General features: G+C 67.9%; 22 protein-coding genes. 14 read left to right on the forward strand and 8 right to left on the reverse strand.

Annotated features, from left to right (window positions below; all coding sequences use genetic code 11):
* Window positions 1-476 precede the first annotated feature (476 nt).
* Window positions 477-1757 (reverse strand): serine--tRNA ligase, encoded by a 1281-nt coding sequence (gene serS / locus ACTJI2_RS19785; protein ID WP_440843104.1) that lies wholly within the window; start codon window positions 1755-1757, stop codon window positions 477-479.
* 115 nt (window positions 1758-1872) lie between these two features.
* Here serS and ACTJI2_RS19790 point away from each other — a divergent pair, with 115 nt between their 5' ends.
* Together ACTJI2_RS19790 and ACTJI2_RS19795 are read left to right on the forward strand one after the other, a co-directional pair.
* Window positions 1873-2532: an energy transducer TonB gene (locus tag ACTJI2_RS19790; protein ID WP_318289214.1), complete on the forward strand. Its 660-nt coding sequence runs from the start codon at window positions 1873-1875 to the stop codon at window positions 2530-2532.
* A 154-nt stretch (window positions 2533-2686) separates the two neighbouring features.
* Window positions 2687-3262, forward strand: coding sequence for an energy transducer TonB (locus ACTJI2_RS19795; protein WP_225562416.1), 576 nt, complete (start codon window positions 2687-2689; stop codon window positions 3260-3262).
* A 155-nt stretch (window positions 3263-3417) separates the two neighbouring features.
* Here the strand turns inward: ACTJI2_RS19795 and aroA are convergent, their stop codons facing one another.
* From aroA to serC, 3 genes are all read right to left on the reverse strand, one after another.
* Window positions 3418-4719 (reverse strand): 3-phosphoshikimate 1-carboxyvinyltransferase, encoded by a 1302-nt coding sequence (gene aroA / locus ACTJI2_RS19800; protein WP_183636862.1) that lies wholly within the window; start codon window positions 4717-4719, stop codon window positions 3418-3420.
* Between the two features lie 125 nt (window positions 4720-4844).
* Window positions 4845-6005 carry a prephenate dehydratase gene (pheA, locus tag ACTJI2_RS19805; RefSeq protein ID WP_192198752.1) on the reverse strand — a complete coding sequence of 387 codons (1161 nt, stop codon included), beginning with the start codon at window positions 6003-6005 and terminating at the stop codon, window positions 4845-4847.
* Between the two features lie 94 nt (window positions 6006-6099).
* Window positions 6100-7185, reverse strand: a complete 1086-nt coding sequence (gene serC, locus ACTJI2_RS19810; protein ID WP_440843106.1) for a phosphoserine transaminase — start codon at window positions 7183-7185, stop codon at window positions 6100-6102.
* Window positions 7186-7396: 211 nt separating this feature from the next.
* Between serC and msrP the strand changes: the two genes are divergently transcribed.
* Window positions 7397-8365, forward strand: a complete 969-nt coding sequence (gene msrP / locus ACTJI2_RS19815; RefSeq protein ID WP_192198754.1) for a protein-methionine-sulfoxide reductase catalytic subunit MsrP — start codon at window positions 7397-7399, stop codon at window positions 8363-8365.
* 53 nt (window positions 8366-8418) lie between these two features.
* The gene (gene msrQ, locus ACTJI2_RS19820) at window positions 8419-9054 is read left to right on the forward strand and encodes a protein-methionine-sulfoxide reductase heme-binding subunit MsrQ (RefSeq protein WP_440843108.1); all 636 of its coding nucleotides are present in this window, start codon (window positions 8419-8421) and stop codon (window positions 9052-9054) included.
* Here the strand turns inward: msrQ and ACTJI2_RS19825 are convergent.
* Complete coding sequence (locus tag ACTJI2_RS19825; RefSeq protein ID WP_440843123.1) at window positions 9023-9823, reverse strand: FHA domain-containing protein; 801 nt, start codon at window positions 9821-9823, stop codon at window positions 9023-9025. The genes msrQ and ACTJI2_RS19825 overlap by 32 nt on opposite strands.
* Before the next feature lie 95 nt (window positions 9824-9918).
* On the opposite strand from ACTJI2_RS19825, the gene ACTJI2_RS19830 reads away from it, so the two are divergent.
* A complete protein-coding gene (locus ACTJI2_RS19830; RefSeq protein ID WP_183636873.1) occupies window positions 9919-10194 on the forward strand; it encodes a polyhydroxyalkanoic acid system family protein in 276 nt (91 codons plus the stop codon).
* 132 nt (window positions 10195-10326) lie between these two features.
* On the opposite strand, the gene ACTJI2_RS19835 is transcribed toward ACTJI2_RS19830, so the two are convergent.
* Window positions 10327-11040 (reverse strand): FFLEELY motif protein, encoded by a 714-nt coding sequence (locus ACTJI2_RS19835; protein WP_183636875.1) that lies wholly within the window; start codon window positions 11038-11040, stop codon window positions 10327-10329.
* A gap of 86 nt (window positions 11041-11126) precedes the next feature.
* Here ACTJI2_RS19835 and ACTJI2_RS19840 point away from each other — a divergent pair, with 86 nt between their 5' ends.
* The 4 genes from ACTJI2_RS19840 (at window position 11127) to ACTJI2_RS19855 (ending at window position 14667) form a co-directional block, all read left to right on the forward strand.
* Entirely contained in the window at window positions 11127-12389 is a 1263-nt protein-coding gene (locus ACTJI2_RS19840) for a patatin-like phospholipase family protein (RefSeq protein WP_440843111.1), read from the forward strand.
* A 58-nt stretch (window positions 12390-12447) separates the two neighbouring features.
* Window positions 12448-13035: a phasin family protein gene (locus ACTJI2_RS19845; RefSeq protein ID WP_440843113.1), complete on the forward strand. Its 588-nt coding sequence runs from the start codon at window positions 12448-12450 to the stop codon at window positions 13033-13035.
* A 292-nt stretch (window positions 13036-13327) separates the two neighbouring features.
* A complete protein-coding gene (locus ACTJI2_RS19850) occupies window positions 13328-14269 on the forward strand; it encodes a restriction endonuclease (RefSeq protein ID WP_440843114.1) in 942 nt (313 codons plus the stop codon).
* Window positions 14254-14667: a group II truncated hemoglobin gene (locus ACTJI2_RS19855; RefSeq protein ID WP_183636885.1), complete on the forward strand. Its 414-nt coding sequence runs from the start codon at window positions 14254-14256 to the stop codon at window positions 14665-14667. The genes ACTJI2_RS19850 and ACTJI2_RS19855 overlap by 16 nt, the downstream gene beginning before the upstream one ends.
* A gap of 131 nt (window positions 14668-14798) precedes the next feature.
* Here the strand turns inward: ACTJI2_RS19855 and ACTJI2_RS19860 are convergent, their stop codons facing one another.
* Complete coding sequence (locus tag ACTJI2_RS19860) at window positions 14799-16787, reverse strand: SDR family oxidoreductase (protein ID WP_440843116.1); 1989 nt, start codon at window positions 16785-16787, stop codon at window positions 14799-14801.
* Between the two features lie 145 nt (window positions 16788-16932).
* Here ACTJI2_RS19860 and ACTJI2_RS19865 point away from each other — a divergent pair, with 145 nt between their 5' ends.
* Window positions 16933-17190, forward strand: coding sequence for an acyl-CoA-binding protein (locus ACTJI2_RS19865; protein WP_183636889.1), 258 nt, complete (start codon window positions 16933-16935; stop codon window positions 17188-17190).
* 4 nt (window positions 17191-17194) lie between these two features.
* The gene (locus ACTJI2_RS19870; protein ID WP_183636892.1) at window positions 17195-17821 is read left to right on the forward strand and encodes a TetR/AcrR family transcriptional regulator; all 627 of its coding nucleotides are present in this window, start codon (window positions 17195-17197) and stop codon (window positions 17819-17821) included.
* Window positions 17822-17949: 128 nt separating this feature from the next.
* Here ACTJI2_RS19870 and ACTJI2_RS19875 read toward each other — a convergent pair whose 3' ends face one another.
* Window positions 17950-18339, reverse strand: a complete 390-nt coding sequence (locus tag ACTJI2_RS19875; protein ID WP_440843118.1) for a hypothetical protein — start codon at window positions 18337-18339, stop codon at window positions 17950-17952.
* Window positions 18340-18487: 148 nt separating this feature from the next.
* Between ACTJI2_RS19875 and ACTJI2_RS19880 the strand changes: the two genes are divergently transcribed.
* The 3 genes from ACTJI2_RS19880 to ACTJI2_RS19890 all read left to right on the forward strand — a co-directional run.
* Window positions 18488-19342 (forward strand): hypothetical protein, encoded by an 855-nt coding sequence (locus ACTJI2_RS19880; RefSeq protein ID WP_440843119.1) that lies wholly within the window; start codon window positions 18488-18490, stop codon window positions 19340-19342.
* An 85-nt stretch (window positions 19343-19427) separates the two neighbouring features.
* The gene (locus ACTJI2_RS19885; RefSeq protein ID WP_440843121.1) at window positions 19428-19925 is read left to right on the forward strand and encodes a hypothetical protein; all 498 of its coding nucleotides are present in this window, start codon (window positions 19428-19430) and stop codon (window positions 19923-19925) included.
* Between the two features lie 341 nt (window positions 19926-20266).
* Window positions 20267-20708, forward strand: a 442-nt coding sequence (locus ACTJI2_RS19890; protein ID WP_440843122.1) for a flagellin N-terminal helical domain-containing protein, incomplete at its 3' end; no start/stop codon positions are given.

Below are 20708 nucleotides of genomic sequence, written 5' to 3' on the forward strand. Positions count from 1 at the left end.
GATGCGCGGTCGTCCGGTAAGAATCGGCGCGACTCGGACCAAGGAATCGCGTGGCATCGGGCAGCGGAGCGAGCTCCGCTCTACGCGAGCGTTCGCGGGTGCCGGTCAGGCGATGTGAGCGCGAATCCCCTTCGGTCCCTCTCTTCTCCAAAGGAGCAGGCGTAGAGCCGAGCTTGCTCGGCTACGGGATGCGCGGTCGTCCGGTAAGAATCGGCGCGACTCGGACCAAGGAATCGCGTGGCATCGGGCAGCGGAGCAAGCTCCGCTCTACGGGAGGTTCGCGGGTGCCGATCAGGCGATGCGAGCGCGAATCCCCTTCGGTCCCCCTCTTCTCCGAAGAGCGAGGCGTAGAGCCGAGCTTGCTCGGCTACGGGATGCGCGGTCGTTCGGTAAGAATCGGCGCGAATCGGACCAAGGAATCGCGCGGCGTCGGGCAGCGGAGCAAGCTCCGCTCTACGGGAGGGTTCGCGCGCGGATCAGGCGATGCGGTCGGTGCCGCCCATGTAGGGGCGCAGCACTTCAGGCACGGTGATCGAGCCGTCGGCGTTCTGGTAGTTCTCCATCACCGCGATCAGCGCGCGGCCCACGGCGGTGCCGGAACCGTTGAGGGTGTGTACCGGCTCGGGCTTGCCGGTGGCCGGATTGCGCCAGCGCGCCTGCATGCGGCGGGCCTGGAAATCCTCGCAGTTGGAGCACGAGGAAATCTCGCGGTAGGTCTGCTGCGACGGCAGCCAGACTTCCAGATCGTAGGTCTTGGTGGCGGAGAAACCCATGTCGCCCGAGCACAGCAGCATGCGGCGGTACGGCAGGCCCAGCTTTTCCAGCACCACTTCCGCGCTGCGGGTCATGCGTTCGTGCTCGTCGTAGCTTTCCGCGGGGCGAGCGATCGAGACCAGTTCCACCTTCTCGAACTGGTGCTGGCGGATGAAGCCGCGCACGTCGCGGCCGCTGCTGCCGGCCTCGGAGCGGAAGCATAGCGAATGCGCGGTCATGCGCAGCGGCAGGCGCGCGTCGTCGAGGATTTCGTCGCGGACGATGTTGGTCAGCGAGATCTCGGAGGTGGAGATCAGGTAGCGTTTGTGCTCGCCCAGCTGGGTGCTGAACATGTCCTCTTCGAACTTGGGCAACTGGCCGGTGCCATACAGGCTCTCGGCGTTGACGATCAGCGGCACGTTGGTTTCCTCGTAGCCGTGTTCGCCGGTATGCAGGTCCAGCATGAACTGCGCCAGCGCGCGGTGCAGGCGGGCCAATTGGCCACGCAGCACGGTGAAGCGCGCGCCGGAAATCTTGGCGGCGGTATCGCCATCCAGCCAGCCGTGGCGGGCGCCGAGTTCCACATGGTCCTTGACCGGGAAGTCGAACGCCGGCGGGGCGCCCCAGCGATGCTGTTCGACGTTCTGGCTCTCGTCGCCGCCGTTCGGGACGCTGGCATGCGGCAGGTTGGGAATGCCCAGCGCGATCGCCTCGATAGCGCCGCGGATCTCCTCCAGCTTCACTTCCGAGGCCTTGAGCTCGTCGCCGAAACCGGCCACCTCGGCCATCAGCGCGGCCACGTCCTCGCCCTTGGCCTTGGCCTGGCCAATCGCCTTGGAACGGGTATTGCGGAGGTTCTGAAGTTCCTCGGTGCGCTTCTGGATCTGCTTGCGCGACGACTCCAGTTCGGCCAGCCGGGACACGTCAAGGTCGAAACCCCGGCTGTCCTTCAGGCGTTGGGCGAGTTCAGCGGTCTGGGTGCGAAGCAGGGCGGGATCGAGCATGGGATTCGGAACGGATATGCGGCAGGACGCCGATTATCGCCTTTTATGCGCCGTCATGCCTCGCAGCGTTCACCCCGGGCGTGTCAGAATCGGCGCAGCCACCACGGTGCCTTCCATGTCCGCTTCCCGCGAATCCCCGGATTCCGAACTCGTGTTCCGCCTGCCCCGCCGCACCCTGCGCATCGCCGGCATCGCCTTCGGCGCCGGGCTGCTGCTGTTCGTGATTGTCTGGCTGGTCGGCCGCGGCGACGACGGCTTCTACCAGCCCGAGGCCACGGTCGAGGGCAACAAGCCGGTGGTGGAGGCGCTGCCCGAACCCCTGCCCGCGCGCGGTGGCGCCAGCGGCCTGGAAGAACCCCGCCAAGACGGCAACGGGCGTCCGCAACTGGTCGAACAGGCACCGATGCCGGCACCGATCGAGGAAGCCCCGGCACCGGCCGCTCCCGCGGTACCGGATGCGCCCGCGGCACCGGCCGCCGGCGTGGCGCTGGCGCCCGGCGACCAGCCGGTACCAATGGCAGGCCAGACGCCCCCGCCCGACTATCCCGCCGCCGCGTTGCGCCGGGGCGATGCCGGCACGGTGATGGTGCGGGTGGAAGTCGGTGCCGACGGCGTGCCCACCGACGTGTCCGTCGAGGCCCGCAGCGGCTCGCGCGATCTGGATCGCGCCGCGCTCGACGCGGTCCGCCGCTGGCGCTTCAATCCGGCCCAGCGCGACGGCCAACCGGTGGCGTCCAGCGTGGTCGTTCCGATCGACTTCAATCTGCAGCAATGAGCCGGGAACTGGCGCGCAGCTGAACCGGCGGCGCGCCAGCTGAATCGTGACTTTCCCGATCCGGGCGACTTTACCGGCCGCTCACGCGATGCCAACAAACCTCCATGCAAGACTCGATGCCAACGCAGCAACGCGTGGACGAGGAGGTTTTTCCATGGCCCATACGCATCCCCAGCCCGAATGGAGTCCCGCCGAAACGGCTGATACGACGCCGCCACGGGAGAAGAACGCATCCCTGGTGTTGTTGTGGGTGATTGCCCTGCTTGCCGTCGTGGCGGCCGGAGTGGCGTGGTACAAGCAGCGCCAACCGGCATCGCTGCCACTGGAAAGCGCTGCTCCCCCGGTGACCGCGCCCGCCGTCGTGCCCGACGACGAGGCTACCGCTGCGGCTTCCCGCACCGACAAGCCGCGCGCCGAACAGCGCCGCAGCGTCGCTTCCGCCGAGCGTGCCCCTCGTTCGCAGGGGCCGCGGCTGATGACCGGCAATCCGTCGCCGCAATATCCGGCTGCCGCGCTTCGCGCCGGCATCGGCGGCACGGTGATGGTGCGCGCCGAACTCGACGCCAGCGGCCAGCCGGTCGATGTCGACGTGGTCCGCCGCAGCGGCAATCGCGATCTGGATCGCGCCGCGGTGCAGGCCGTGCGCAAGTGGCGCTTCGAACCGGCCTTGCGCAACGGCAAGGCGGTCGCCAGCACGGTGCAGGTGCCGGTCGATTTCAAGCCGATTTGAAGCCGGCCTGAAACCGGAATCGAAAAAGGGAAGCCGGCGACGGCTTCCCTTTTTGCTTTGCTGCTTGTCTGTAGGAGCGACGTAAGTCGCGACCTGCCGAGCAGGAAGACGAAATCGGGTCGCGACTTACGTCGCTCCTACAGGGATTGTGGGACTCACGCAGGCCGCAAGGCGAAGCCGGCGCCGGTCGCCAGGGTGTCGAAACCGGGGAACGAGGTGGCGACGTTGGCGATGTCGCCGACCCGCACTTCGCCGCCGCTGCGCTGGCCGGCGACCGCGAACGACATCGCGATGCGATGATCGCCGTGGCTGTCGATGTGGCCGCCCTGCAGGGTGCCCGGATGGATGGTCCCGCCATCGGGAGTTTCGTCCACCTGCAGGCCCAGCGTGCGCAGGCCCGCGGCCATCGTCGCAAGCCGATCGGATTCCTTGACCCGCAGTTCGGCGGCGCCACGCACCACGGTCGGGCCTTCGGCGCAAGCCGCGGCGACGAACAGCGCGGGGAACTCGTCGATCATGTCCGGCACCAGCGCCTCGGGCACTTCGATACCGCGCAGCGGCGCGTATCGCACGACCAGATCGGCGACCGGTTCACCGCCCTGCTCCGCCCGGTTTTCCTCGCGGATGTCCGCGCCCATCAGACGCAGCGCGGTCAACAGGCCGGTCCGGCGCGGATTGAGTCCGACCGCGCGCAGGCGCAGTTCCGAACCGGGCACGATGCTGGCGGCGACCAGGAAGAACGCCGAGGACGAAAAGTCCGCCGGCACCACCACATCGGTCGCGCGCAGGCGCTGGCCGCCGCGCAGGCGCGCGTGGCCGGGCGAGAATTCGATGTCGGCGCCGAACGCGGCCAGCATGCGCTCGGTGTAATCGCGGGTGGGGTGCGGTTCGTGGACGATGGTCTCGCCCTGCGCGTACAGGCCGGCCAGCAGCACCGCCGACTTCACCTGCGCGCTGGCGACTTCCAGGGTGTAGTCGATGCCCTGCAGCGGCTGGCCACCGTGGATGCGCAGCGGCGGCAGGCCGCCCTCTTCGGTGTCGATGCGCGCGCCCATGCGCGCCAGCGGTCCGGTGATGCGCCGCATCGGCCGGCGCGACAACGATTCGTCGCCGACCAGCACGCTGTCGAACGGCTGCGCCGCCAGCAGGCCGGCCAGCAGGCGCATGCCGGTGCCGGCATTGCCGCAATCGAGTTCGCCGGCGGCCGCCTTCAGCCCGTCCACGCCGACACCATGCACGATGCGGCGCGATGGCGAAGGGGTTTCGATGCGCACGCCGAGTTTCTGGAAAATCGCGGCGGTGGCGCGGGTGTCCTCGCCCTCCAGGAAGCCATCGATCTGCGAGACGCCATCGGCCAGCGCGGCGAACATCACCGCGCGATGCGACACCGACTTGTCGCCGGGAATGGTCAGCTCGCCGCGCAGCGGCTGTCCGGGGGATGCAATCCAGTCGTTCATTTGCAGGGAATCGGGAATGGGGAATGGAGAATCGAAAAAGCGATATCACGTGGAAGAAGGGACATCCGGTAAAGGTGAATCTGCCTGCCTGGACGATTCCCTATTCCCGATTCCCCATTCCCGTATCAGGGCACCGCCACCGGGTAGGAGCCGAGGATCTTGATCTGGGCGGAGTGCGCCTCGAGTTCGGCCAGGGCCTGCTTCATGCCTTCGTCGTCGACATGGCCGGCCAGATCGATGAAGAAGCCATATTCCCACTTGGCGTGGTGCGAGGGCCGCGATTCGATCCGGTTCATGCTGATGCCGTGGCGCGCGAACGGGCTGAGCACGTCGAACAGCGCGCCGGGCTTGTCATGGATGAAGACCAGCACCGAAGTACGGTCGTGGCCCGACGGCGGGAAGATGCTGCGGCCGATGACCAGGAAGCGGGTGGTATTGTCCTTGTCGTCCTGGATCGGGCTCATCACCACTTTCTTGAGGCCGTAGACATGGCCGGCGCTCTCGCCGGCGATGCAGGCGGCGTCATCGGAGTTGCGCGCACGGCGCGCGCCCTCGGCGTTGCTGGACACAGGAATCTTCTCGACCTTGGGCAGGTTGGCGCGCAGCCAGCCGGCGGTCTGAGCGAAGGATTGCGGGTGGCCGTAGATGCGCTCGATGTCGTCGATGCGGCCGGTGCGCGAGAGCAGGAACTGGTGCACGCGCAGCTCGACTTCGCCGCAGATCTTCAGGTTGGAGGTGAGGAACATGTCCAGGGTGACCTGGATGGTGCCCTGCCCCGAGTTCTCCACCGGCACCACGCCGAAATCGGCGTTGCCGCTTTCCACTTCCTGGAACACTTCCTCGATGCTCGCCAGCGGCAGGCCATGCGCCGAACGGCCGAAGTGCTTGAGCACGGCCTGCTGGCTGAAGGTGCCTTCCGGTCCGAGGAAGCCGATCTTCAACGGCTCCTGCTGGGCAAGGCAGGCGGACATGATTTCGCGGAACACGTGCACCAGCACTTCGTCGCTGAGCGGACCCTCGTTGCGGTCCACCACCATCCGCAGCACCTGCGCCTCGCGCTCGGGGCGATAGTAGTCCACCGCCGCGGCCAGCTTGCCCTTGGCCTTGCCGACCTGGTGGGCGAAGCGCGCGCGCTCGGCGATCAGCTCCTGGATCTCGCGGTCGATGCCGTCGATCTTGGCGCGCACGTCGGCCAGCACCGGTGCGGCGACAGCGGATACGGCGGCCTTGCCGCGAGCGGGCGGCTTGGTGGTCTTGCCGGCGGTTTTCCTGGGCTTTGCGGCCATGTGTCTGTTCCTTGAAATTCCTGGTAGGAGCGACGTCAGTCGCGACTGCAAGGTTTCCGGTCGCGACTGACGTCGCTCCTACATTGGATGTCGTTCAACCATTGCGCTGCTGGAAGTCGCGCATGAAATCCGCCAGCGCCTGCGCGCCGGCCAGCGGCATGGCGTTGTACAGCGAAGCGCGGATGCCACCGACCGCCTTGTGGCCCTTCAGCGCCAGCAGGCCGGCCTGCTTCGACTCGCTGACGAAGCGCGCGGTCAGTTCCTCGTCCGGCAGGAAGAACGGGATGTTCATCCGCGAACGCACCGCGGTCGCCACATCGTTGCGGTAGAAGCCGCCCGAGCCGTCGATGGCCTGGTAGATCAGCGCCGACTTGGCCGCGTTGCGGCGCGCGAACTCGGCGACACCGCCTTCGTCCAGCATCCACTTCACGGTCAGGCCCAGCAGGTACCAGTTCCAGGTAGGCGGCGTATTGAGCATCGAATCGCGCGCGGCGTGCGAGCGGTAGTCGAAGATGTCGGCGCGTGGCTGGCCGGCGCGTTCCAGCAGGTCGCGGCGGACGATGACCACCGAGATACCGACCGGGCCGAGGTTCTTCTGCGCGCCGGCGTAGATCAGCCCGAACTTCGAAACGTCCAATGGTTCGGAGGCGATATTCGAGCTGAAGTCGGCGAACAGCGGCGCTGCGCCCACGTCCGGCACGTCGCGGAACTCGAGGCCGTGGATGGTTTCGTTGGCGGTGATATGCACATAGGCCGCGTCGTCGCTCAACCGCCAGTCGGCGCGGGCCGGAATGTCGCGGAACCCGCCCGGCTCGCCGTCGGCGGCCACGTTGACGGCCACGTACGGCTTGGCCTGCTTGACCGCGGTCTTGCCCCAGTGGCCGCTGACCACGTAGTCGACAGCCTGCCCCGGAGCGGCGAAGTTCAGCGGCAGCAGCGCCTGCTGGGTGGTGGCGCCGCCGGCCAGGAACAGCACGGCGTAATCGTCGGGGATGGACAGCAGGGTCCGCAGACCCGCTTCGGCCTGGGCGGCCACCGCGATGAAGTCCGCGCTGCGATGACTGATTTCGACGATGGAGGCGCCGACACCGTTCCATTCCAGCATTTCGGCCTGCGCCTGCCGCAATACCGGTTCGGGAAGGGTGGCGGGACCGGCACTGAAGTTGAACGCGCGCGTCATAAGGCACCTGAACGGGGAAGCCGTAGTATGCCGCAGTGCATCAGTTGCAGGGGCAACCTTTCCCGCCCGGCCCGGTCTTTTTTCGCGCGGCGCAGGCTGTCCGGCGTATAAACGGAATGCCGCCGGAGCGACGCGACGCGGATTCCGGCGAAACCTTCCGGGCGATTGGCGCCTCTGTTTTCCTGTCCACGACTGTCGTTTGGAGTTTCCCATGTCCCTCCGGGATGCCCTCAGGATTCCCGCTTCCGAGATCACCGATGAAGCGGTCTACCGCCAGCGCCGCGATCTGCTGCGCGCGATGGCGTTCGCCCCCGCACTGGCGCTGGCCGGCTGCGCCGACGCCGAACCGCCGCCGCCGCCCCGGACCGCGCTGACGCCCGAACAGGTCCGCTCGGGCTTCCGGACCGACGAGGCGCTGACCCGCTACGAGGACGTCACCACCTACAACAACTTCTATGAGTTCGGCACCGGCAAGGCCGACCCGTCCACCGCCCGCAAGACCCTGCGCACCTCGCCGTGGTCGGTGGTGGTCGGCGGCGAATGCGAGCGTCCGGGCAAGCTGGCGCTGGAGGATCTGGTCAAGGGCCTGAGCCCGGAGGAGCGGGTCTACCGGCTGCGCTGCGTGGAAGGCTGGTCGATGGTGATTCCCTGGCTGGGCGTGCCGCTGGGCGCGGTGTTGAAGAAGTTCGCGCCGACCTCCAAGGCCCGCTACGTCGCCTTCACCACCCTGGCCGATCCGGTGCAGATGCCGGGCATCCGCTACCGCTCGATCGAGTGGCCCTACAAGGAGGGCCTGCGCATCGACGAGGCGATGCACCCGCTGACCCTGCTCGCCACCGGCTTGTACGGCAAGCCACTGCCGCAGCAGAACGGCGCGCCGCTGCGGCTGGTGGTGCCGTGGAAATACGGCTTCAAGAGCATCAAGTCGATCGTGGCGATCACCTTCGTGGAGAAGATGCCCGAGACCGCCTGGCACGAACTGCAGCCGTCGGAGTACGGGTTCTTCTCCAACGTCAATCCGGCCGTCGATCACCCGCGCTGGAGCCAGAAGACCGAACGCCGCATCGCCGGCACCACCAACCGGGTGTTCGCCGAGCGCATCCCGACCCGCCTGTTCAACGGTTACGGCCCGCAGGTCGCCTCGATGTACGCGGGGCTGGATCTGAAGAAGTGGTATTGAAGTGATATGCGATTGACCAGGAACGCCAGGCGGACTGGCGACGGCGCCGCGGCATGAACCGGGCCAGGCCATCTTCCCGTCTGTGGCTGGTCAAGACGCTGGTGCACGCGCTGGCGCTGACGCCGCTGGCGATCCTGGCGTGGCAGTTCTGGTCGGTGCTGAGCACCGGCAGCGACGCGCTCGGCGCCGATCCTGTCGCCGAAGTCGAACATCGCACCGGACTGTGGGCGCTGCGGATGCTGATGATCGCGCTGGCCATCACGCCGCTGCGGCAACTCACCGGCCAGGCCGTGCTGATCCGGTTCCGGCGCATGCTGGGCCTGTACGCCTTCTTCTACGCCACCCTGCACCTGACCTGCTACCTGGTCCTGGACCTGCAGGGCTACTGGACGCAGATTTTCGAGGAAATCGCCAAGCGGCCCTACATCACCGTGGGCTTCACCGCCTGGCTGCTGCTGGTCCCGCTGGCGATCACGTCCACCCAGGGCTGGATCCGGCGGCTGGGCCGCCGCTGGGGCCAGTTGCACAAGATCGTCTACGCGGTCGGCGTGCTGGCCGTGCTGCACTTCTGGTGGCTGGTGAAATCGGACATCCGCGAGCCCCTGCTCTACGCCGCCATCCTGGCGCTGCTGCTGGGCTGGCGGCTGGGCAAGCGCCTCAGCCGGAGCCGAACAGCAGCAGCGCGCTGAGCGCGGCGGCCAGCAGCAACGCCGCCAGCAACAGCCAGGGCCAGCGCCGCACGGTACCGGCGCGCCGGAGCGGTGGTGCTTCGGTTTCCGCCGGCCCGCTCGGCTCGCGTTCGGTTTCGCCCAAGGGCGCGTCGGCGCGGGTCCATGGCACTTCCACCACGAATCGGTGCTGGGGATCGAACACCAGTTGATCGCCGGCCACCAGCAGCGCCTCGCGCGTCGCCACCCCGTTCACCAGGCTGCCGTCGGCCGATCCCAGATCCCGCAGCAGCATCCGGTCACCCTGCACTTCCAGGTGCGCGTGGCGCTCGGCGAACACCGGATCGTCCACCCGAATGGCCGCCTCGCGGGCGCGGCCGACCAGCACCGGGCGCAGCAGCGGGATGCTGCGGCCGTGGTACTTGCCACCCACGCCACGCAGGATGATGCGGGGATCCGGCGCGGCGGGCATCGGCTCGGACGCGGGTTCCGGCGGCAGGTGCGATGCCTGCAACAGCAGTTCGACGCTGTCCACGTAGATGGTGTCGCCGGCGCGCAGCAGCGCCATCCGCTGGACCGGGCGTCCGTTCACGTGCACCCCCCGCATGCCGGTGGGGACCTGCAGCCACAGACCGCGGCGATCCACGCAGATGCGCACCAGCAGGGCGCCCTGGAGGTGATCGCCGACACCGACGTGACCGGAGGCTTCGCGCACGATCCGGTGCACGCCCATCGACAGCGGGCGATCCGGTTGCGCGCGGTTGGAGAAATGAAGTCGCAGTTGTTCCACCGGCGGCAGACTAGCGCACGCGAGGCATCGCATCCACCCTGCTTGCGAATGTGAACGGCTTGCGGACAATAGGCGGCCAATCCGGAGAGAACGCCATGGCTACCATCGACATCGTCCACGAGCACAGCAAGACCCCGACGCAGGCGAGGAAGGCAGTGGAAGACGTGGCGCGCAAACTCGCCGAGCGCTTCGACATGGATTACGGCTGGGACGGCGATACCCTGAATTTCCGCCGCTCCGGCGTCGATGGCCACATCGCGCTGCTGCCGAGCCAACTTCACGTCACCGCCGATCTGGGCTTCCTGCTGTCGGCGATGAAGGGCCCGATCGAATCGGAGATCCGCCGCGTGCTGGGCGAGAAGTTCGCCTGAGGCGGCCAAGCCCTATAGGCTTGTAGGAGCGACGTAAGGCGCGACCCTTGGCAACAGGCGCGCTCGGTCGAACGAGTAAAGAAGACGCGTCGCGACTTACGTCGCTCCTACAAGGGAGAGTGCAGGCGGTACCTACCCGAACGGCGCCGGATCGCCGGCGAACAGCCGCCGCGAGACTTCGCGTTCGGCCTGTTCGATGTCGCGGACGAACGACTTGCCGTCTCCCAACGCCGAGAACGCGGCGAAGCCGCGTTCCAGGAAACCCTGCAGGTCGCCCAGCCCGGTCGCCTTGGCCGGGCCACGCGATAGCTTGAGCAGGGTCAGCACCCCGGGCATCTTCACCGCCTTCGCCAGTCCCACGCCCAACCGCGCGATCAGGTCGATCTGGCGGGCGCGCAGGCGCGGCCGGCCGACCTGGCGGTAGGCCTGCGCGTACAGCGCCTCGTCCAGCCGCTTGCGGCGCGGAGCGAGCGTCTCCAGCGCCGCGGCCATGCGCAGGTCCAGGGCGTGGGTCAGTGCACCCAGTTCGATCGCGTCGGCAACCGTCTCCAGCACCGCCGCCGGCAACAACCGCTGCATCATCGGCACGATCTTGGCGACGCTGGCGTCGCGGCGGCTGAAGTCCTGGTCGCCGTAGACATCGGTGAGGAAGAACATCGCCGCCCCCCGCCGGCGCGGGTCGGCGAGGAAATGGCGGAAACTGCGCTCCAGCCGCGCGGCCTGCCAGCGCCGGAGCTCGGGCAGCCAGGCCAGCCGATTGCGCGGCTCGCGGCGGGGATCATGCAGGGCCTGGTGGCAGGCCAGGCGGCGGCCGAGCCGCTCGCCGACGGAAGAAGGACGGGCCATGAACGGATGATCCGGGCCCATCCCGCCGCCCGCAAGCGGTCGCGCCGGTCGGCTACACTCGCCGCATCCTCCTGTGCGGGACCCGCATGCTCTCCATCCACAGTGCCCGTAAGCGTGGCGACGGCGGCCGGATCGGCCTGGCCATCGCCGGCGGCGGCCCCATCGGCGGCATGTACGAGCTGGGCGCCCTGCGCGCGATGGACGAAGCCCTCGACGGCCTGGACCTGACCCGGCTGGACTGCTACGTCGGGGTGAGTTCCGGCGCCTTCCTCGCCGCCGGCCTGGCCAACCGGATGAGCACCGCCGAGATCTGCCGGATCTTCATCACCGGCACCAGCGATGACGCCGAATTCCGGCCCGAGACGTTCCTGCGCCCCAACGTCAACGAGTACCTGCGCCGGCTGGCCAGCCTGCCCGGCCTGTACGCGCAGTGGGCGCAGCGGCTGCTGCGCAACCCGGGCAAGGCGGTGCGCTGGTGGGATCTGATCCTGCGCTTCGGCGGGCTGGTGCCCACCGGCCTGTTCGACAACGCCGGGGTGGAGGATTTCCTCCGCGACGTGTTCAGCCGGCGGGGCCGCAGCAACGACTTCCGTACCCTCGGCGCGGACCTGTTCGTGGTGGCGGTGGATCTGGATACCGGCGAGGCGGTCCGGTTCGGCGAACGCGGCTGGGACGACGTGCCGATCTCGCAGGCGGTGCAGGCCAGCGCGGCCCTGCCCGGCCTGTATCCGCCGGTGGAAATCCGCGGCCGCCATTTCCTGGACGGCGCGCTGCGCCGGACCATGCATGCCTCCACCGTGCTGGATCGCGACATCGACCTGATGATCGGCATCAACCCGCTGGTGCCGTTCGACGCCACCCGCGCGGCCCCGCAGGCCGACGAGGCCGAGCAGGTCGGGCTGGCCAGCGGCGGCCTGCCGGCGGTGCTCTCGCAGACGCTGCGCACGCTGCTGCAGTCGCGCATGCAGATCGGACTGGAAAAGTACCCGCTGCGATATCCGGACATCGATCAGCTGGTGTTCGAGCCCAACGCCGGCGACAGCGAGCTGTTCTTCACCAATCTGTTCAGTTTTTCCTCGCGCCACCGGGTCTGCCAGTTGGCCTACCGCAACACCCTGGCCGATCTGCGCCGGCGCGCGCCGGTGCTGCAACCGATGCTGGCCGCGCACGGCATCCGCCTGCGCCGCGACATCATCGACGACCCGCACCGGTCCATCCTCGACGGCCTCGACATCGCGCCGCGCATGACCGACGCCACCGCGCGGCTGCGGCGTGCGCTGGACGACGTGGATCAATGGATCGCCGAGCACCGCGCCGCGCGCCTGAGAAACGGTCGCGCGCTGGTGTGAAAACTCTAGACCGGCCGCCGATTCTGGCGGACGTTCCCACCTCCATCGACGGAATCCCATGGCCACCCTGAAGAAATCCGCCCGCAAGAAGTCCGCCTCCGGTGCCCAGCAGGACAACCTGCAGGCGCAGGCGCAACGTCTTTCCAAGAACCTCAGCGAATCGGCGCAGCAGGTATGGCTGGCCGGCGTCGGCGCGTTCGGCCGCGCCCAGGCCGAAGGCAGCAAGCTGTTCGAAACCCTGGTCAAGGAAGGGTTGTCGCTGGAACAGACCACCCGCAAGCTCGCGGGCGGACGGGTCGATGCGGTCCGCGATGCGGTCGAAAGCACGGTCGGCCAGGCCCGCGACCGCGCTTCCGACACCTGGGATCGGCTGGAGAAGGTGTTCGAGGACCGCGTGCAGCGCGCCCTGCGCCGCCTGGAAGTGCCCAGCCGCGAGGATCTCGGCGCGTTGATCGATCGCGTCGATGCGCTCAATGCGGAACTGCGTCGGCTCGGTGGCGTTCCGTCCGCGCGCAAGCCGGCCCGCAAGGCCGCGCCCGCCGTGAAGAAGGCTGCCGCGACGAAGAAGGCGACGGCCGCCAAGCGCGCCACCGCCGGCGCAAAACGCACCAGCGCGAAGCGCGCGACGAAGAAAAACGCGGACTGAACGCACCCTGCCGGTGCAACCTGAAATCGGTCGAATTTCTTGTTGCAAGGCAACATGGATCGCGCAACAATCAGTCCCGGGCCCGCCAGTCCCCACGAAGTACGTATGCTCCCCTCCCCTTACGGCTTCGGACTGGCGGGCCTTCTTGTTTCCGGCGTCCGCCCGGCTTCCTGAACCCCGCCACCGCCCACGCGCTTCGCGCGGCCCGGGCCGTGTACTGGTTTTCCTGACAGCGGTTTGCCCACCGCTTGGTTAGAATCCGCCGACTCTTCGAACAACCCCCGCGGTATTCATGCTCTTCTGGCTGTCTGGACTGGCCGTTGCCCTGCTGACCGGTGTGGCCGTCAGCGTTTATCTGTGGTGGGTACGCCGCCGCAAGGATGAAATCGCGGCGGGCCTGCATGCGCTTTCCGGCCTGCGCTGGCGCGAATTCTCCCGATTGGTGCTGACCGCGCTGGAACGGCGCGGCATGGCCGTGGTCGCCGCGGGTCCGGACGAGACCCGCGACCCGCGCGGGATCTTTCCGCTCACCCTGCGCGGACAGCGCTGGCTGCTGTCGTGCAAGCACGGCTCGGCCTATCGCATCGGCGCCGCTTCGGTCGAGGAACTGGCTTCCAGCGTCCGCCTGGGCAATGCGGCCGGCGGCATCCTCGCCACCGAGGGACAACTCGAACAGGAAGGCCGCATCGCCGCCCAGAGCCACAACATCGAAGTACTGGACGGCCCGCGCCTGTGGGACGAACTGGCGCCACTAGTCGAACCCGACCTGCGCGAGCAGATCGTCGGCCACGCCGCCGCGCGCGCCAAACGCCACATCGCCATCGGCTGGCTGGGCAGCGTGGCGGTGGGCGCGCTGGTGGCGACGGCGCTGGCCAATTCGGGACTCGGGGTCGAAGACCCCGCCGCGCCCGCGACGCCGGTGCCCGCGCCCGCATCCAGCGCGGCGCCCGCCGCGAACCCGGTGGCGGTTTACCGTGAACCGACCGAGGCGGAACTCGAGGAGCAACGGATGGCGGTGTCTCGCGCCCTGTCGGGGACGCCCGGCGTGGTTCGCGGCGTGTGGCAGACCCGGCTGACGCTGGTGGTGGACTACCAGGGCGACGAGACCGGGATCTGGTCCCGGATCTGCCAGCAGGTGGAGCTCTACCCGGCGCTGCGCACGGTCCGCGTGCAGCTCAATCCCCCTGCCGGCAGCAAGGAGCCGGTACGCTGGCGCCAATGCAAGACGATCTGACGCCTTACCAGCGCATCGGCGGCGAAGCCGGTGTGCGCAAGCTGACCCGGCGCATGTACGCCCTGATGGACGCGCTGCCCGAAGCGGCCGCGGTCCGTGCGATCCATCCGCCGGAACTGGCGGACAGCGAGCAGAAGCTGTTCGAGTTCCTGAGTGGCTGGCTGGGCGGTCCGCCCTTGTTCACCGAACGCCGGGGCGCGCCGATGCTGCGCGCCCGCCATCTGCCGTTCGCGATCGGCATGGACGAGGCCAGCGGCTGGCTCGCGTGTTTCCACCAGGCCATGGAGGAAACCGTGGCGGATGCGGATCTGCGCGAGTTCCTGTGGAGCCGGATCGAACCCCTGGCGCTGCACATGCGCAACCAGCAGGCGCTGCCCGCGGGCTGGACGGGCGCCTGACCACGGCGCGTAGAGCGGAGCTCGCTCCGCTGCCCCGGCTTTTTCTCCGCGCCCATTCCCGCGTGATGCACGGGCGGTCCTGATCCGCCGGGATCCCAGGAGAGTCCCGGCGCGGCGGAGCAAGCGCCGCTCTACCAGTGGACGCCGCGCATCAGGGCCGCGAAGGCGATCTGTTCCTGGCTCGGCGCGGCTTCCTTCAACGCCTGCCGATCGCCCTTGGCCGCCGCCGAATCCGGGAACAGTTCGAACGCCGTGCTCATGATCACCTCGTAGGCCTTCGGCGCCACCGCGTTGACCAGCGCGGCGAAGATGCCCAGGCGGGTGGCGATGCGGCTGGGCTTCTCGATGATGCCCTTCACCACCAGATCCGCCGCTTCCTCCGGGGTCAGCGTCGGCACGCTGTCGTACATCTTGGTCGGGGCGATCATCGGGGTCTTCACCAGCGGCATGTTGATGGTGGTGAAGCTGATGCCCTTGCCCGACAACTCGCCCTGCGCGCAGCGGCTGAACGCGTCCAGCGCCGCCTTCGAGGCGACATAGGCCGAGAAGCGCGGCGAATTGGCCAGCACGCCGATCGAACTGATGTTGATGATGTGGCCCTTGCGGCGGTGGGTCATGCTCGGCAGGAAGCCCATGATCAGGCGCAGGCTGCCGAAGTAGTTCAACTGCATGGTCCGCTCGAAATCGTGGAAGCGGTCGTAGCTGAGCTCGATCGAGCGGCGGATGGAGCGGCCGGCGTTGTTGATCAGCACGTCGACGTGGCCATGTTCGTCCAGCACCTGGCGGATCAGGCGATCGCAGTCGGCCATGTCCGCCAGGTCCGCGGTATAGGCGAACACCTTGCCGCCCTTGGCCTTCATCTCGTCACGGGCCTTGAACAGTTCCTCCTCGCCGCGCGCCACGATCACCGTCACCGCGCCGGCCTCGGCCACCCGCTGCGCGGTGGACAGGCCGATGCCGGAAGAACCGCCGGTGATGACCACGACCTTGTTGCGCACCTTGCCCTTGAGCGAGCGATCCACGAACAGGTCCGGATCCAGGTGCCGTTCCCAGTAGTCCCACAGGCGCCAGGCGTACCCTTCCAGGCGCGGCACCGCGATGTTCGTGCCCTTGAGCGCGCGCTCGGTCTCGCGGCTGTCGAAACGGGTCGGATAGGTGATGAACTTGAGGACTTCCTTCGGGATCTTGAAGTCGCGCAGCAGCATGCCGATGAAACGGCGCACCGGCGGCAGGTTGCCGACCGCCGCGCGGATGCCGCTGGGCACGAACGCGAACATGCGCGCGTCCAGCCGCATGGTCATTTCCGGCGCGTGGCCGGCGCGGCAGAAGGTATTGAGCACCTCGCCGACCCGCATCGGCTCCGGGTCGGTCAGGTGGAAGGTGTGGCCATCCAGCTTGGGCTTGTGGGCGATGTGATCCATCGCGTCGGCGACGAAATCCACCGGCACGATGTTGATGCGTCCACCCTCGATGCCCAGCACCGGCACCCATTGCGGCAGCAGCTCGCGCAGTTTCTTGATCAGGGTGAAGAAGTAGTACGGGCCGTCGATCTTGTCGATCTCGCCGGTCTTCGAATGCCCGACCACCATGCCGGGGCGGTAGATTCGCCACTTGAAGCGGGTTTCCCTGCGCACCATCGCCTCGGAATCGTGCTTGGTGCGCAGGTAGGGATCGTCCAGGCCCTCGGCTTCCTCGAACATGTCCTCGCGGAAGATGCCCGGGTAGAGGCCGGCGGCGGCGATCGAGCTGGTGTGGTGGAACAGCGGCACCTTCAGCGCCGCGGCCAGGTCCAGCGCATGGCGGGTGCCGTCGATGTTGGCGGCCTGCTGCGCCTCCACGCTGGCGGTCAGATCGTAGACCGCGGCCAGGTGGAAGAAATGCTTGATCTTGCCATTCAGATTGCGCAGCTGGGTGGGTGTGAGTCCGCAGCGCGGTTTGGTCATGTCGCCCGCCACCGCCACCACCCGCTTCGGATCCCAGCCGGACTTCCTGGCGATGGCGTCGAATTTCTTCTGCGAATCCTTGCGTACCAGCACGTACACCGTGCCACTGCGCTTGAGCAGGTTGGAAACCAGGTAGCGGCCGATGAATCCGGTGGCGCCGGTGACGAAGTAGCTCATGAGTACCGTCCCGTGTAGGCGGGCGGGCCCTCCGCCCGCCCTGCGGCCTAACTTGCCAGAGCCTCCCGGCTTCCACAATCCCGCCCCGATTGACCCGTCATGTCCCGCGTGGTGTGATGCCGCCACTATTGGGAGGTAGTCATCCATGTCCGATCTGAAATCCGCCTTCGAACAGGCTTCCCGCGATATCCAGGGCCTGGCCGAGCGACCCGACAACGAAACCCTGCTGCGCCTGTACGCGCTCTACAAGCAGGGCGCGGAAGGCGACGTCAAGGGCGACAAGCCCGGTTTCTTCGACTTCGTCGGCACCGCAAAGTACGAGGCCTGGGCCAAGCTCAAGGGCACCGCGTCCGAGGATGCGCAGAAGAAGTACGTGGATCTGGTGAAGAAGCTGCTCGCCTGAGACCGTGGCGCGCGACACCCGCCAGCGCATCCTCGACGCCTCGCTCGCGATGTTCAATGCGCAGGGCGAGCCGCACGTCACCACCAACCATATCGCCGACGAGCTGGAGATCAGTCCCGGCAACCTGTACTACCACTTCCGCAACAAGGACGACATCATCGAACAACTGTTCGCCCGCTACGAGGAGCGGATGGATGTCGCCCTCACTGCGCCGGTGGACCGCCTGCCGGGGCTGGAGGACATCTGGCTGCAGTTGCACCTGGTGTTCGAATGCATCTGGGACTACCGCTTCCTGTACCGGGATCTGGTCGAGATCCTCAGCCGCAACCGTCGCCTGCGGATCCGCTTCGCCCGCCTGCTCAAGCGCGCCGATGACAGCGCGCATGCGGTGATGCGCGGACTCGGCCAGGCCGGGGTGATGCGCGCCTCGGCCGCGGAACTGGCGGCCACCGCGACCAATATCCTGGTGGTGGCCACGTTCTGGTTGAACTACGCGGCCGCGCGCGGGGACAAGGACGAGCAGATCGCCATCCGCCACGGCATCGTGCAGGTGATGATGCTGGTGGCGCCGTTCCTGCGCGATGCCGAGCGGGTGCATCTGAATACGCTGACGTCCGCCTACGTCGACTGACGTGCGGCGGAGCTCGCTCCGCTGCCTGTGCCTGTCCGTTGAACGGCGGATGCGCCATCGTCCGCGAAGGCGCAGGCCCGCGAAGGCAAACGCCATCGCAGCGGAGCAAGCTCCGCTCTACCCTGCAATCAGGCCCGGGCGCGCTTGCGGGTCGTGGCCTTGCCCACGCCCGTGCGCTTGCGCGCCGCCGGCCGCGCCGGCTTGCCGGTGGCACTCTTGCGGCGGGTCTTCGCGGCTGGACGCGCGGACGCCAGGCCCAGCTTTTCCAGCACCGGCGCCAGGCGCGCCTCGACATCGGCGCTGAACTTCTCCACGCCCGCCTCGCCCTGCGCCCGCACCTCGCGCAGCGTGGCCTGTGCCTGCCGCGCGATGCGTTCAATGTCCTGCTTCGCCGCCGTCAGGCGCTGGGCTCCGCGGCGGCGCGCGATCGCGACCGCGCCGAGGCCGGCAAGCCAGACATGGCGGAGATTCGGTTCCGGGGCCTTGGCCCGCGGGGTGGTCTTGTTCCTGGCAGTCATGGGGGACTCCTCGACGCCGGCCACGGTGGCAGGCTTCCGGATTCGATGCTGAAGCCGCCGCATCGAGCAAACACACTAGCGGCGCGGGGCTTGTCAGCGGCAGGGGCTGCGGCCATGCTCATTCGAACCATCAAGGGAGGGAGTCGGCATGGCGGGCAAGCAGGCGAAATGGGCACCGTTTCCATTGGACGCCAAGGCGTTCAGCTACGCGGGCGACGCCTTGAAGAAGGCCTGGCCGGCGCTGCACGCCGGCGATGCCGAGCCCTACCCCGACAGCAAGCGTGCGCAGGCGTTGATCGACGCGGCCGGCAAGGCCGCCAAGGGTCAGGATGCCGCCGCGCTGGCGAGCGCGCTGCAGGAAGCCTGGCGGGCCTTCCATCGCGGCGATTTCCAAGCCGCCTTCGAGGCCGGCCAGGCACTCGGCCCGTTCGGCGCCTCGGTCGCGGTCAAGGCGCTGGGCATCCATGCGACCTATCTGGTCGACGACGAGGACGAGAAGCTCAAGCGCTTCGAACAGGCCGCCAAGCTGGCCGAGGCCGCGGTCAAGGCATTGCCGGACGAGGCCAACAGCCATTACCGCCATGCCTTCGCGCTGGGGCGATACAGCCAGGGTTTGAGCATCGTCAAGGCGCTCAAGCAGGGCATCGCCGGCAAGGTGCGCGAAGCGCTGGACGCCACCCTCGAACTGGCCCCCAAACATGCCGAAGCGCATACCGCGCTGGCGCTGTACCACGCCGAGATCATCGACAAGATCGGCGCCATGATCGGCGGCCTGACCTATGGCGCCAAGGCCGCCGAGGCCGAATCGCACATCAAGACCGCGCTGAAGCTGACCCCGGACTCGCCCATCGCCCACGTCGAGCACGCCAACGTGCTGCTGCTGTTGTACGGCGACAAGAAGGAGGACGCGGCGGCGGCGGCTTTCGAGAAGGCCGGCAAGCTGAAGCCGCGCGACGCCATGGAGGCCCTCGATGCCCGGCATGCGAACGAGCAGCTCGAATAAACGCTGCGCGGTGGCGTTGCTGCTGGCGTGCATCGGAACCGCGCAGGCTCAGCAGCGTCCGGTCCCGCCGATAGCGCCTTCGTCCATGCCGGCCGCCCCGGCATCGACGAACGCGCCCGCGCAGGATTCGGTCGACGGAACCGGCGATCCGCTGTTCGATGCCCTCACCTGCCGCAGCGGTCCGGATATTGGCCGCCTGCTGCCACGCCTGCGCCGGGAACGTCCCGACGATTTCGTGCAGACCGAGCGGCAGTATTCGGATCCACCGATGGATCTGTACCGGCTGGAGACGCCGGTGCGGGCCTGGGGCCATGAAAGCGATGCGGTGGTCATCACCGCCAACCGGGTATTGATGGTGGTTGGCGGCAGCGCCGATGACGTCGCCCGCGTCCTGGAAGCCAGTCTTGCCGACAGCGAGACACCATTGTCCGGTCCGCTGGACGACCTGCATGCCCTGGTCCTGTACACGGAAGAGCGCCCGGGCCTGCAGCAGCGCGTGCTGATCGGTTGCGAGTACCGCTTCCCGGATCTCTCTCTGCTTGAGGATCCGGACGACGTCTGGCGCAAGGCACCCGCGCCTTGAGTCCGCGCAGCGGAGCAAGCTCCGCTCTACGCCGGGCCTGTAGAGCCGAGCTTGCTCGGCTGCGGGGCCCTGCAACGGGCGACGTCGTGAAAGAGCAGCGGAGCGAGCTCCGCTCTACGGTTTTTCGGGGGCCTAAAGTTCCGCCGCACCCTGCCGAATAAGGCGCGCGCCGCGTACCGCACCGGCGCATTTTCCGCACGAAATCGTCATCCCGGGCCTAAAGGTTTTCCGGGCAGCGCCGTTATCCCTTTCGCAAGCAGAGGGCGACTAGCCAACAAACCAACAAACCGGCAGCACCCTCTTTCCATCAACGCCGGGACCTAAATAAGAGGAGACGACCCATGGCACAGGTAATCAACACCAATACGATGTCGTTGAACGCTCAGCGCAACCTGAGCACCAGCGGCGCTTCACTGGCCACCACCATCCAGCGGCTGTCCTCCGGCCTGCGCATCAACAGCGCCAAGGACGACGCCGCCGGTCTGGCCATTTCCGAACGCTTCAGCACCCAGATCCGCGGTCTGGACGTGGCCGTGCGCAATGCGAACGACGGCATCTCGCTGGCCCAGGTCGCCGAAGGCTCGCTGAGCGAAATCGGCAACAACCTGCAGCGCATCCGCGAACTGGCCGTGCAGTCGGCCAACGCCAGCAACTCGTCGTCCGACCGCGCCGCGCTGAACGCCGAAGTCAAGCAGCTGACGGCGGAAGTGGATCGCGTCGCCAAGCAGGCCGATTTCAACGGCACCAAGCTGCTGGACGGCTCGTTCACCAGCCAGCTGTTCC

It is taken from the genome of Pseudoxanthomonas sp. 22568 (assembly GCF_052044485.1).
Lineage (GTDB): Bacteria > Pseudomonadota > Gammaproteobacteria > Xanthomonadales > Xanthomonadaceae > Pseudoxanthomonas_A > Pseudoxanthomonas_A beigongshangi.

Excerpts from the sequence above, each read along its gene's own strand:
- aroA (WP_183636862.1), bottom strand. The coding sequence starts at position 4,719 with ATGAACGACTGGATTGCATCCCCCGGACAGCCGCTGCGCGGCGAGCTG.
- ACTJI2_RS19850 (WP_440843114.1), top strand. The coding sequence starts at position 13,328 with ATGCTCTTCTGGCTGTCTGGACTGGCCGTTGCCCTGCTGACCGGTGTG.
- ACTJI2_RS19875 (WP_440843118.1), bottom strand. The coding sequence starts at position 18,339 with ATGACTGCCAGGAACAAGACCACCCCGCGGGCCAAGGCCCCGGAACCG.
- ACTJI2_RS19880 (WP_440843119.1), top strand. The coding sequence starts at position 18,488 with ATGGCGGGCAAGCAGGCGAAATGGGCACCGTTTCCATTGGACGCCAAG.
- pheA (WP_192198752.1), bottom strand. The coding sequence starts at position 6,005 with ATGGCCGCAAAGCCCAGGAAAACCGCCGGCAAGACCACCAAGCCGCCC.
- ACTJI2_RS19855 (WP_183636885.1), top strand. The coding sequence starts at position 14,254 with ATGCAAGACGATCTGACGCCTTACCAGCGCATCGGCGGCGAAGCCGGT.
- ACTJI2_RS19860 (WP_440843116.1), bottom strand. The coding sequence starts at position 16,787 with ATGAGCTACTTCGTCACCGGCGCCACCGGATTCATCGGCCGCTACCTG.
- msrQ (WP_440843108.1), top strand. The coding sequence starts at position 8,419 with ATGAACCGGGCCAGGCCATCTTCCCGTCTGTGGCTGGTCAAGACGCTG.
- serC (WP_440843106.1), bottom strand. The coding sequence starts at position 7,185 with ATGACGCGCGCGTTCAACTTCAGTGCCGGTCCCGCCACCCTTCCCGAA.
- ACTJI2_RS19835 (WP_183636875.1), bottom strand. The coding sequence starts at position 11,040 with ATGGCCCGTCCTTCTTCCGTCGGCGAGCGGCTCGGCCGCCGCCTGGCC.
- ACTJI2_RS19885 (WP_440843121.1), top strand. The coding sequence starts at position 19,428 with ATGCCGGCCGCCCCGGCATCGACGAACGCGCCCGCGCAGGATTCGGTC.
- serS (WP_440843104.1), bottom strand. The coding sequence starts at position 1,757 with ATGCTCGATCCCGCCCTGCTTCGCACCCAGACCGCTGAACTCGCCCAA.
- ACTJI2_RS19795 (WP_225562416.1), top strand. The coding sequence starts at position 2,687 with ATGGCCCATACGCATCCCCAGCCCGAATGGAGTCCCGCCGAAACGGCT.
- ACTJI2_RS19790 (WP_318289214.1), top strand. The coding sequence starts at position 1,873 with ATGTCCGCTTCCCGCGAATCCCCGGATTCCGAACTCGTGTTCCGCCTG.
- ACTJI2_RS19865 (WP_183636889.1), top strand. The coding sequence starts at position 16,933 with ATGTCCGATCTGAAATCCGCCTTCGAACAGGCTTCCCGCGATATCCAG.
- ACTJI2_RS19840 (WP_440843111.1), top strand. The coding sequence starts at position 11,127 with ATGCTCTCCATCCACAGTGCCCGTAAGCGTGGCGACGGCGGCCGGATC.
- ACTJI2_RS19845 (WP_440843113.1), top strand. The coding sequence starts at position 12,448 with ATGGCCACCCTGAAGAAATCCGCCCGCAAGAAGTCCGCCTCCGGTGCC.
- ACTJI2_RS19830 (WP_183636873.1), top strand. The coding sequence starts at position 9,919 with ATGGCTACCATCGACATCGTCCACGAGCACAGCAAGACCCCGACGCAG.
- msrP (WP_192198754.1), top strand. The coding sequence starts at position 7,397 with ATGTCCCTCCGGGATGCCCTCAGGATTCCCGCTTCCGAGATCACCGAT.